This is a genomic window from Pseudonocardia nigra (genome assembly GCF_019396355.1).
GTDB classification, from domain to species: Bacteria; Actinomycetota; Actinomycetes; order Mycobacteriales; family Pseudonocardiaceae; genus Pseudonocardia; species Pseudonocardia nigra.
Window position 1 is genome coordinate 1 of the sequence record NZ_JAHKRK010000245.1, and the last position, 10,750, is coordinate 10,750.

Consider the following 10,750-nt stretch of genomic DNA (forward strand, 5'->3'; position numbering starts at 1 on the left):
TCGCGGTGTCCGGTCGGGCAGCAACGGCTCCAGCCGTGCCCACTCCGCGTCGGTCAAGTCGTGGCGATCAAGCACAGAAGAGATCTACCGCAGCCCACCCGCATGATCCACGGGACACGCTCTAGTCCAGCAGCACGGTGCGCAGGTCGAGCCGGCGCAGCACCCGGTCGGCGGCCTCCGGGTCGACGCCGGGCTCGCGGCGCGCGGCCAGCACCTCGGCGCGGGTCGCGGCGAGCGCGTCGGCCTGGACCCGGCGCAGCCCGGCCCAGCCGGCGCGCAGGGCTTTCAGCCGCTGCCGCTCGTCGGCGCTCACCGGGTCGCCCGCCAACACGGCCTCCAGCCGCCCGATCCGGTCCCGCAGCGCGGCCGCGACGTCGTCGGGCAGCTCGGCGTGCCGCTCGTCCTCCGTCATCCGCCGCAGGGCCGCCCGTTGCGCGCGCCGCGCCACCGTCCGCTCCGCGGCCTCCTCGCTCACTGCGTCCGCCGCCACCCCGAGCATCCGGACGACGGTGGGCAGCGTCAGCCCGGCCAGCAGCAGCGTCACCAGCAGCACGGCGGAGGCGATCACTGTGATCTCCGCGCGCGCCGGGAACGGCGTGCCGTCCGCGGTCACGGCGGGCACCGACAGGGCCAGCGCGAGCGTGGCGAGCCCGCGCATGCCGCACCAGCCGAGGACCGTGACCTCGCGCCCGGTCCGCGGCGCGCTCGACGGGTCGCGCGAACCGCGGACGAGCAGCCACACCCCGAGCAGCCACAGCACCCGCACGGCCACCACGACCGCGCAGACGACCGCGGCGTGCCCGAGCATCCGGCCGAGCTCGGGGCCCGCCTCCTCCGCGACCTGCCGCAGGTCCAGCCCGATCAGTCCGAACGCGACGCCGGTGACGAGCAGCTCCACCACGTCCCACAGCGAGCGCTGGGTGAGGCGTTCGGCGGCCTCGTCGGCGTCGCTGTCACGGCGCAGCTGCAGGGCGGTGACGACCACGGCGACCACTCCGGACGCGCCGAGCTCGTCGGCGGCGATGTACACCGCGAACGGGAGGACGAGGCCCCGCCGGATGCGGGGAGCGCGGCGGCGCTGGTCGGGCCGAACGGGGCGGGCAAGACCACGCTGCTGCGCTGCATGGTGGGCGCCGACCGGCCCGACGAGGGGCGCGGCCGTCCTCGTCGCGACGGGCGCGGCGCTGCGGGCGGCCCTGGCGCTCGGGCCGGTGCTCGCCGGGCCCGCGGTGCGGCACTGGGTGCTCGCCACCCCCGTCGACCGGCGGGGGCTGACGGGTGTGCGGTGCTGTTCGCCTCGCACGAGGCACGACGCCAGCGCGAGGCGCCGCCGCGCCTCGCCGCGGCCGTCCAGGTGGCCGGCACGTTCCTCGACCCGGGGCTGCTGCTCGAGCTGCTCGACGAACGGCGCTGGCGGGCCGCCCGGCGGGGGCGGTCACGTCCGGGCGCCGGGACGGGCTGGGCGGCGCCGCTGCACGCCGACGTCCGACGCGTGGTGCGGACCCCGGGCCTCGCGGTGTTCGCGGTGGGGCTGCTGCTGGTGCCCTATGTCGCGGCCGTGGTGGTGCCACCGGCGGCGCTGCCCGCGATCGCCGCCGTCGTCGCGTGCGCGGTGACGGGCCGCGCCGCGGCCGGGCTGCGGACGGTGGCCCGGTCCGCACCGCTGCGGCGCGCCATGGGCGGCACGGACCGCGTCCTGCTCACCGTGCACCTCCTCGCGCCGCTGGCGCTCGCCGCGGTGTGGACGGCCGCGGTCCTGCCCGCCATCGCCCCGGTGCACCCGGTGGCGGTGGCGCTGCTGCCCGTCGGCGCGGTGGCGGTGGTGCTGTGGCGTACCACCCGACCGGCCCCCGACTACGGGGCCGCGGTGTTCGAGACCGGGTTCGGCGCCGTCCCGATCGACCTGATCCGCGGCCTCGTCCGCGGCCCCGACCTGCTGGCCGTGCTCGTCGCGGTGCACCTGCTGCTGGCGGCGTGAGGCGGCATCGGCCGAACGGCCGACCCGCGTCGGCGGATCCGTACCTCCGGCCGAGGTCGGCCCGGGGTCCGCGCGCGCAGAGTGGGGCCATGACGAGCTTCGGGGACATCCTGACGGTCCTGGCCGCCGCCGCGGGGACCGCGGTTCTGCTGATCATGGCGGCGGTGCCGCTGCTGGTCGACCACCACCGGCCGGCGGAGCGCGACGAGCACGCGCCGGTGCCGGTGCCCGCCCAGCGGGGCCCGGTGGACGGGCTGGTGCGGCGGCCTGCACGGGCTGTCGGACCCCGCGCCTAGACTCCGTGCCGTGGCGGGACGGATCCGGGACGAGGACATCAGGGAGGTCCGCGACCGCACCCGGATCGACGAGGTCATCGGCGAGTACGTGGCGCTGCGCCGGGCCGGGGCGGGATCGCTGAAGGGGCTGTGCCCGTTCCACGACGAGAAGACGCCGTCGTTCAACGTCCGGGCGTCGCACGGCACGTTCCACTGCTTCGGCTGCGGTGAGGGCGGCGACGTCGTCGCGTTCATCATGAAGATCGAGGTCGTCGGGTTCGTCGAGGCCGTGGAGCGGCTCGCCGATCGCATCGGCTTCCGGCTCACCTACACCGGCGGCGGCAGTTCCGTGCAGCGCGACCGCGGCACCCGCTCGCGACTGCTGGAGGCCAACAAGCGCGCCGCGGAGTTCTACGCCGCGCAGCTGCGCACGCCCGAGGCGGCCACGGCGATGCAGTTCCTCACCAGCCGCGGGTTCGACGCGGCCGCGGCGGCGCAGTTCGGCTGCGGCTACGCCCCGGCCGGCTGGGACACTCTCACCAAGCACCTGCTCTCCGCCGGCTTCTCGCTCGACGAGCTGATGAAGGCCGGGCTGTCGAAGGAGGGCCGCCGCGGGCCGATCGACCGCTTCCACCGGCGGCTGCTCTGGCCGATCAAGGACCTCGGCGGCGACGTCGTCGGGTTCGGCGCGCGCAGGCTGTTCGACGACGACGGCATCGAGGCCAAGTACCTCAACACGTCCGACACGTCCGTCTACCACAAGACGAAGGTGCTGTTCGGGCTCGACCTGGCCAAGCGGGAGATCGCCAAGCGGCGCCAGGTCGTGGTCGTCGAGGGCTACACCGACGTGATGGCGATGCACCTGGCCGGGGTGCCCACCGCCGTGGCGTCCTGCGGCACGGCGTTCGGCTCCGACCACGTCGGAGTCATCCGCAGGCTCATCGGCGACGACTCGTTCGACCTCGGCGAGGTGATCTACACCTTCGACGGCGACGCGGCCGGGCAGGCGGCGGCGCTCAAGGCGTTCGAGGGCGACCAGAACTTCGCGGCGCAGACGTTCGTGGCGATCGCGCCCGACGGGCAGGATCCGTGCGAGCTGCGCCAGACCCACGGCGACACCGCGGTGCGCGACCTCGTCGCAAGGCGCGAGCCGCTGTTCGAGTTCGCGATCCGGTCCATGCTGCGCGAGCACGACCTCGACACCGCGGAGGGGCGGGTCGCCGCGTTGCAGCGCACCGTGCCGCTGGTGGCCCGCATCCGGCGGGAGGAGCTGCGCGACGAGTACGCGCGCAGGCTCGCCGGCTGGGTCAGCTGGGACGACATCGCCATGGTGGTGCGCCGGGTGCGGGAGTCGGCCGGGGTGCCCGCCGAGCCCGTCCGCGGGGCGCGCGGCAGGCAGCCCGACGTGGTGGCGCCGCCGAAGGACGACCCGCGGCTGCACCTGCAGCGCGAGGCGCTCAAGGCGGCGCTGCAGGTGCCCGCCATCGCGGGGCCGAGCTACGACGAGCTGCCGGAGCAGGTCTTCACGCACCCGGCGTTCGCCGCCGTGCACCGGGCGGTGCAGGCCGCGGGCGGCGTGTGCGGCGGGAGCGACGGCCACACGTGGCTCGAGGCCGTGCTCGCCGAGTGCACGTCCGAGGCGCGCTCGCTCGTCACCGAGCTCGCCGTGGAACCGCTGCGGCTGCCGCGCAAGCACGCCGGGCGCGCAGGCGGCGGCGACACGGAGGAGGCGCGCTACGTCGCGAGCGTGGTCGCCGGGGTGCGGCTGGCGCTCGTCGAGGCCCAGGTCGCGGAGCTGAAGTCGCGGTTGCAGCGCATCAACCCGGTGGAGGAGTCCGACGCCTACCATCAGCTCTTCGGCGACCTGGTGCCGCTCGAGCAGTACCGGATCGCGCTGCGGGAGAAGGCCGTCCGATGAACCTCATGGCAGCGGTGCGCAAGCTGCTCGGGCGCGGTGAGCTGCCGCCGGGGTTCCCCGGCCGCCTTGACGCCGACGAGGCGGTGCTCGCCACGGCCCGGCTCGCGGGCGGCGGGCACCTGGTCGTCACCTCGCGCGGGCTGTGGCTGCCCGAGGGGTCCGACGCCGTCCGCAGGCTGGGCTGGCACCTGGTCAGCAAGGCGTCCTGGCAGAACGGGGCGCTGGCGCTGGTGGAGGCGCGGGAGCGCGAGGTGCTCTCCGGTGCGGTGCTTCTCGAGGATCTCCCGGTGCAGCGGCTGCGGCTCGCCGAACCCGGCAAGGTCCCCGAGGTGGTGCACGCGAGGGTCACCGGGTCGATCAGGAGCAGGCACCACCGCGAACTCCCGGGCAGTGCCGATGCGCTCTCCGCTGGCGCTCCGCGCGGTGGTGCGTGGTTCGTCCAGCGCAAGGTGGCGGGCCGCGACGGCATCGTGCTGCAGGTGCGCCCCGATCCGGGCACCGACGACGCCGCGGTCCGCCAGGTCGCGGGGGATGTGGCCCGCACGCTCGGGCTGCGCCCGGAATGACCACCACCTGGGATCCGTCGCTCTACCTCGGCTTCGACGACCACCGCTCACGGCCGTTCCACGATCTGCTCGCGCGGATCGGGGCCCCGTCGACCGGCGAGGGGGCGCCGCGCCGGGTCGTCGACCTGGGCTGCGGGCCGGGTCACCTCACCGCGCTGCTCACGGCCCGGTGGCCGGATGCCGCCGTCACCGCGCTCGACTCCTCCGCCGAGATGGTGGCCGCCGCGCGGGAGCGGGACGTCGACGCCGAGCAGGCCGACGTCGTCGACTGGGCGCCCGCACCCGACACCGACGTCGTGGTCACCAACGCCGTGCTGCAGTGGGTGCCCGAGCACCCACGGCTGCTGCCGCGCTGGATCGCCGCCCTGCCGTCGCGGGCCTGGTTCGCGCTGCAGGTGCCCGGCAACTTCGCGGCGCCGTCGCATGCGCTCACCCGGGAGTTGCTGGCCGAGCCGCGCTGGCGGGGGAGCGTCGCCCTGCGCGACGAGCACGCCGTGCCCGAACCCGCCGACTACGCCGACCTGCTGGCGAGCACCGGCGCCGACGTCGACGTCTGGGAGACCACCTACCTGCACCGGCTCACCGGCGCCGACCCGGTGCTGCAGTGGATCAGCGCCACCGCCCTGCGGCCGGTGCAGGCCGCGCTGGACGCCGAGGCCTACGCGGCGTTCCGGGCCGAGCTCGCGCCCCGGCTGCGCGCGGCGTACCCGCAGCGTCCCGACGGGAGCACCTGGTTCCCGTTCCGGCGGATCTTCGCTGTCGCCCGCACGCGCTGAGCGGAGCTTGCGGAGCGCAACATCGGTGCTGCGAGCCGGTCACTCCCGGGGCACCGGGTCCAGCGCCTCCGCGTGGTAGCGGCAGCCGGCGTTCCAGAGGATGAACGAGTCGATCCCGTTCGCCTCGGCCGCCTCGATCTGCGCCCGCACCTCCTCCGGCCCGTACGGGATGCGCAGGCTGAAGTCCTGAAGCCACGGGATGACCGTGGTGGAGCTCTCCTCCGCCAACGTGACGAAGTCGGCGAGCGAGCGCGCGGTGATGTCGTAGGGCTGTGCCTCGGGGTTCGCCACGCCGTACTCGCCGCTGCCCCAGTGCGAGGGGTAGGTCATCGGTGAGACGTAGTCGACGTACTTCGACATCGCCGGGATGTCCTGCGCGATCTGGGTGGGCCGCGTGGCCGCTATCCCGAAGACCGACACACCGAGCAGCGCGCCGTGCTCGCGCACGAGCGGCCTGCTCTCCGCGAGGAACGAGGCGATCGACTCCTCCGGGGTGGTGGTGAGGCCGGGGAACTGCATCTGCTCGATGTGGCCGTCCGGCCGGCGGATGTAGTCGTAGAGGATCTCGTCGAAGCCCAGTGCGGCCGCCTCCCGGGCGATGTCCAGGTTGTACGCCCGCACGTCGGGGTTGGCGAAGTTGGTGAAGGCGTACTCGCCGTAGCCGCCCGTCCACGGGTTGCCATTGGTGTTCTGGACCAGCCAGTCGGTGTTTCCGCTGCTCCAGGCGGCCTCCCCGAGGACGGGGTCGCGGAAGACGACGATGCGGCCCGCCACGCGCAGCCCCGCGGCGTGCAGTTCGTCGAGCGCCGCCCGCACGTCGTAGTAGTCCTTCGCCGCGCCGATCTCGTTCGCGAGCGGCACCTCGGAGAGGTAGCCGATCTGGCCGCTCTCGTCCTTGATGTCCAGCTGCACGGTGTCGATCCGGCCCTCCCGGGCCATTTCCATGATCGGTTCGCGCAACGCCTTGGAGGCCCAGGCGTGCGCCGTCATGTGCACGGCCCGCATCCCCGGGTGACGTACGGGGATCGAGACGTCCTCGGTGGTGACGTTGCCCGCCTCGTCGCGGGCCTCGAGCGTGACCATCGGGGTCCCGGCGGGCACCGGCACCGAGAACGAGCCGTCGTCGGCCACCTCGACGGGCTCTCCCTGTGCCAGCACGCTGCTCTCCTCGTGCACGGTGCCGTGCACGGTGGCCGCCGTGTCCAGTTCCGTGGCGGGGACCGGGGGCGCCGCGAGCGCGGGTGGGGTGCCGTCGACGGTGAAGGTGAGCTCGGTGGTGCGGCCCGGCAGCACCGATGCCGTGTTGGGGGAGCGGACCTCCAGGGTGTGCTCGCCCTCCGCCGGCTCGGGCACGTCGAGGTGGATCCGCTCGCCCTCCCAGCGAGTGGGTACGGGCGCCCCGTCGAGGAGTACCTGGATGCGGTCGGCGTCCCCGTTCGTGGTGATCTCCACCTGGCCCAGCGCCGCCGGCTGGATCGCGCCCCCGTCGGTGACCCCGGCGACCCGCACATCGGGTCGGACGAGGTACGCCACCATCACCAGCAGTGCGATGGGGACGAGCGCGGCTGCGACGGGGAGGACATACCTCCTCGCAAATGCTGTCTCCAGCATGGAGTCTCCTTTGTGCAGGGCGGCTCACGCACTGTGCCAGAAGTGCGTCATGACGCGCGACTGGATGACACCTTCGTGTGAGAAATGTGTGACTCTGAGCGAGGGCGTCTACATTGCCGCCATGGCCTGGCGACGCCTCATCCCTGCAGGGATCGCATTGTTGACGGTGGCCGGATGCGCCGGCGGCCCATTGCAGTCCGTGTTCTCGTCACCCGATTCGGGGAATGCGGTGGAGGCTCCACCGCCCGCCCCCGCGCCACCGGTCGACCCGGCGGAGGTGCAGGCCAACGAGCTCGGCTCGGTGCCCGTGCTCATGTACCACCGCCTGGTCGACGACCCGGTCTCGGTGTACGACCGGACCCCCGAGGGCTTCCGGGCCGAACTCGAACGGCTGGCCCGGGAGGGTTACGTACCCGTGACCACCGCCGAGTTCGCGGCGGGGGAAATGGACATTCCCGCCGGAAAGCATCCGGTGGTGCTGACGTTCGACGACGGCGATCCGAGCACGATCACCATCGGCCCGGACAATGCGCCGGCCGAAGGCACCGCGGTGCAGATCCTGCAGCAGGTGGCGGCCGCGAACCCCGGTTTCCGGCCGGTGGCCAGCATGTACGTCAATGCGGATCCCTTCGGTGGCGGTGCGGCCGGTGAAAAGGCGCTTCGCTGGTTGCACGAGAACGGTTTCGAGGTCGGCAACCACACGTTCGGCCACACGAACCTGCGGTTGGCGTCGGCCGCGGAGGGCGAGCAGGACATCGCCCGCGGCGACCGGTTCATCCGCGAGGCCGTCCCCGGCTACGAGCCGACGACGCTCGCGTTGCCGTTCGGGGCGCGGCCCCGGGACGCGGAGTCGGCGCTGCGCGGCAGCGGCTACGACTACACGGGCGTCCTGCTCGTCGGTGCGAACCCGGCGCCGTCGCCGTACTCCGAGAAATTCGAGCCTGCCGCCATCCCGCGGATCCGGTCGCAGGGATACGACGATGACGAAGCCGAGTACGGGTCGTCGGTGTGGCTCGACGAGCTGGCCGCGAACCCGGAATCGCCCTACACCTCCGACGGCAACCCGGACGTGATTTCCTATCCGGCTGGGAGCGGGTCGCCCGCCGACCGGTTCGTGACGACGGCGGCGGCGTACTGACTGAGCCCGCGGTCGAGGACGGGATACGCGGACGAGGATTCGAGCGGGTGTCAAGGTGCCGAACCCATCGACGCGTTCGCGGAGAGGCGCCAACGGCGGATTGAGATGGAAGCAGTGGTGCGGTTGAGCAGTTCGGCTGCCTCGCGGTTGCTCGGTGTCTGCAGGAGCACCCTGTCCTCGTCCTCGGTCCAGTTGCGACGAATCGCACGAGCCCGCATGGACGGTGGTCGAGACCAGGCGGCAACAGTGGCCGCCGTCTTCTGCTTCCGTTTCAGCGCCAGGTCATCCGGCGTGTACAGGTAGGCGGCGATGGCAGCAGCGGGTTCGCAGGTGACCATCACGTTGAAGGCTCGGTCACGTCTGTTCCGTCCGGGATGGCGCTGTACGCCGGTCAGTCGAGCAACCTCGTCACAGAAATAGTGTGCAAGTGCCGGGCTGAGGGTAGCTCGGGCGGACCGCGGCGACGGTGATCGCTGCGAGAGGTGCTTCGTCGTGGTTCCGGCTACAGGGGTACGTACCTCGCGGTGATCTTTGCTGGTGTGATCGTCGTGAGAGTGCCGTCGACGTCGTCCCAGCTACGCGCATGCGTATCTCACGGCGATCACTCCGCCCGCGCACTCCGACCTGCGCGTCGATCAGCGGCTCGCGCTCTGCCGGCTGGGCAGTGGAGTAGCCGACCGGGTCCCAGGGGTGGCACGAGCAGGTGACGCCTGTCACCCTCGTTTCGATCTGGAGGCGAGGGCCGATCGGGGGAGGGACCATGACCGCGGAGAACGCGAGCAGGCGGACCGACGTGGACAAGGCCCTGCTGGGCCACGCCACCTACCGCAGCCTCGGTGAGCAGCGACTGTCGCCCGCGGAGGAGCGGTTCGAGAAGGGCCGGCGGACCATCGGGCTGTTCCTCGCGCCGCTGGTCACGATCGTCTTCCTGCTGCTGCCGATGGGGATCGAGCCGCAGCAGCAGGTGCTCGCCGGGGTGCTGCTCGGGGTGATCGTGCTCTGGGTGACCGAGGCGGTGCCGATCCCGATCGGCGGACTGATCGGCGTCGCGTTCATCGTGATCCTGCAGGTGGTGCCGGCCGACGATGCGCTGGCGCCGTTCGGATCCTCGACGATCTTTACGTTCATCGGGGCGTTCATCCTCGCGCAGGCGATGCTCAAGCACGGCCTCGCGCGTCGGTTCGCGTTCCGGATCCTCGCGCTGCCCCGCGTCGGGCAGTCGACCACCGGGGTGATCATCGCGTTCGGCGGGATCACCGCGGTGCTCTCGGCGTTCGTGTCCAACACCGCGACCGTCGCGATGCTCCTGCCCACCGCGCTCGGCATCCTCGCCGTCATCGCGAAGCTGCTGCAGGAGCGCGGGCTGGTGGCCGAGGACTTCGACCCGCTGCGGCTGCGGGTCGGGGCCGCGCTGATGCTGATGCTCGCCTACGGGGCCAGCGTCGGCGGCCTGCTGACGCCCGTCGGCAGCCCGCCGAACCTGATCGGGCGCGGGCTGATCGAGGAGGCCACCGGCGAGCTCATCACGTTCGGGCAGTGGATGGTGATGGCGATCCCGATCTGCCTGCTGATGTTCGTGGCGCTCGCCATCGTGCTGCTGCTGCTCAACCGGCCCGAGATCCGCCGCATCGAGGGCGTCAGCCAGTACGTGGCCGACCAGCGCGCGGCGATGGGCCCGCTGTCGCGGGCGGAGAAGAACACGCTGATCGCGTTCGGCGTCACCGTGACGCTGTGGATCCTGCCCGGCGTCATCGCCGCGTTCGCCGGCAACGACTCTGCCGTCTACGAGGCGGTCAGCGCCCGGCTCGACGAGGGCGTCGTCGCCGTGCTCGGGGCGTCGTTGCTCTACCTGCTTCCGGTGGACTGGGACAAGCGCGAGTTCACACTGCGCTGGCGGGACGCCGCCGAGATCGACTGGGGCACGATCCTGCTGTTCGGCACCGGCATCATCTTCGGCTCGCTGCTCGCCGACACCGGCCTCGCCGAGACCCTCGGGAACGCGGTGGCGACCGGCCTCGGCCTGAGCAGCGTCATCACGATCACGATCTTCGGTGTGCTGCTGGCGATCATCGTCTCGGAGACCACGAGCAACACCGCGTCGGCCGCGGTCGTGGTGCCGATCATCATCCCGGTGGCCGTCGCCGCGGGGGTCAACCCGTTCGTCCCCGCGCTGGCGGCGACGTTCGCGGCGTCGTTCGGGTTCATGCTGCCGGTGTCGACGCCGCAGAACGCCGTGGTCTACGGCTCGGGCGCGGTGCCGATCACGAAGATGATCCGGTCCGGTGCGTCGTTCGACGTGCTCGGCGCGATACTCATCATCGTGTTCATCCCCTTGATGGTGGCCGTGCTCGGGCTGGGTGCCGCATGAGTAGCCCTGTGTCAAGCCGCCGCCGGTTGATCTTGGTTGAGGAGTCGTTGGAGGGCTCCGTGGCGGGCGGGGTCGTAGGTGGTGTGGTCGTGCCAGCAGTGCCAGATGACGTAGAGCCAG

10 protein-coding genes are annotated in these 10,750 nt (G+C 72.5%); 7 read left to right on the plus strand and 3 right to left on the minus strand.

Features of this window, described 5'->3' with window-relative positions; all coding sequences use genetic code 11:
* Window positions 1-121: 121 nt before the first annotated feature.
* A complete protein-coding gene (locus KME75_RS35815; RefSeq protein WP_219419387.1) occupies window positions 122-1,060 on the minus strand; it encodes a cation:proton antiporter domain-containing protein in 939 nt (312 codons plus the stop codon).
* A 225-nt stretch (window positions 1,061-1,285) separates the two neighbouring features.
* Here KME75_RS35815 and KME75_RS35820 point away from each other — a divergent pair, with 225 nt between their 5' ends.
* From KME75_RS35820 to KME75_RS35840, 5 genes are all read left to right on the plus strand, one after another.
* Window positions 1,286-1,978 carry a DUF6297 family protein gene (locus KME75_RS35820; protein WP_308283398.1) on the plus strand — a complete coding sequence of 231 codons (693 nt, stop codon included), beginning with the start codon at window positions 1,286-1,288 and terminating at the stop codon, window positions 1,976-1,978.
* Between the two features lie 89 nt (window positions 1,979-2,067).
* Window positions 2,068-2,274, plus strand: a complete 207-nt coding sequence (locus KME75_RS35825; RefSeq protein ID WP_219419380.1) for a hypothetical protein — start codon at window positions 2,068-2,070, stop codon at window positions 2,272-2,274.
* Between the two features lie 10 nt (window positions 2,275-2,284).
* Window positions 2,285-4,171 (plus strand): DNA primase, encoded by a 1,887-nt coding sequence (gene dnaG, locus KME75_RS35830; RefSeq protein WP_219419381.1) that lies wholly within the window; start codon window positions 2,285-2,287, stop codon window positions 4,169-4,171.
* 5 nt (window positions 4,172-4,176) lie between these two features.
* Complete coding sequence (locus tag KME75_RS35835) at window positions 4,177-4,737, plus strand: hypothetical protein (protein ID WP_443690190.1); 561 nt, start codon at window positions 4,177-4,179, stop codon at window positions 4,735-4,737.
* On the plus strand, window positions 4,734-5,513 hold the full coding sequence (locus tag KME75_RS35840; RefSeq protein WP_219419383.1) for a trans-aconitate 2-methyltransferase: 780 nt from the start codon (window positions 4,734-4,736) through the stop codon (window positions 5,511-5,513). Before KME75_RS35835 ends, KME75_RS35840 begins: the two co-directional genes overlap by 4 nt.
* A 39-nt stretch (window positions 5,514-5,552) precedes the next feature.
* On the opposite strand, the gene KME75_RS35845 is transcribed toward KME75_RS35840, so the two are convergent.
* A complete protein-coding gene (locus tag KME75_RS35845) occupies window positions 5,553-7,124 on the minus strand; it encodes a putative glycoside hydrolase (protein WP_219419384.1) in 1,572 nt (523 codons plus the stop codon).
* A 121-nt stretch (window positions 7,125-7,245) separates the two neighbouring features.
* On the opposite strand from KME75_RS35845, the gene KME75_RS35850 reads away from it, so the two are divergent.
* Window positions 7,246-8,262 carry a polysaccharide deacetylase family protein gene (locus KME75_RS35850; protein WP_219419389.1) on the plus strand — a complete coding sequence of 339 codons (1,017 nt, stop codon included), beginning with the start codon at window positions 7,246-7,248 and terminating at the stop codon, window positions 8,260-8,262.
* 50 nt (window positions 8,263-8,312) lie between these two features.
* On the opposite strand, the gene KME75_RS35855 is transcribed toward KME75_RS35850, so the two are convergent.
* The gene (locus KME75_RS35855) at window positions 8,313-8,600 is read right to left on the minus strand and encodes a hypothetical protein (protein ID WP_219419385.1); all 288 of its coding nucleotides are present in this window, start codon (window positions 8,598-8,600) and stop codon (window positions 8,313-8,315) included.
* Between the two features lie 422 nt (window positions 8,601-9,022).
* Here KME75_RS35855 and KME75_RS35860 point away from each other — a divergent pair, with 422 nt between their 5' ends.
* The gene (locus KME75_RS35860) at window positions 9,023-10,630 is read left to right on the plus strand and encodes an SLC13 family permease (RefSeq protein WP_219419386.1); all 1,608 of its coding nucleotides are present in this window, start codon (window positions 9,023-9,025) and stop codon (window positions 10,628-10,630) included.
* Window positions 10,631-10,750 lie beyond the last annotated feature (120 nt).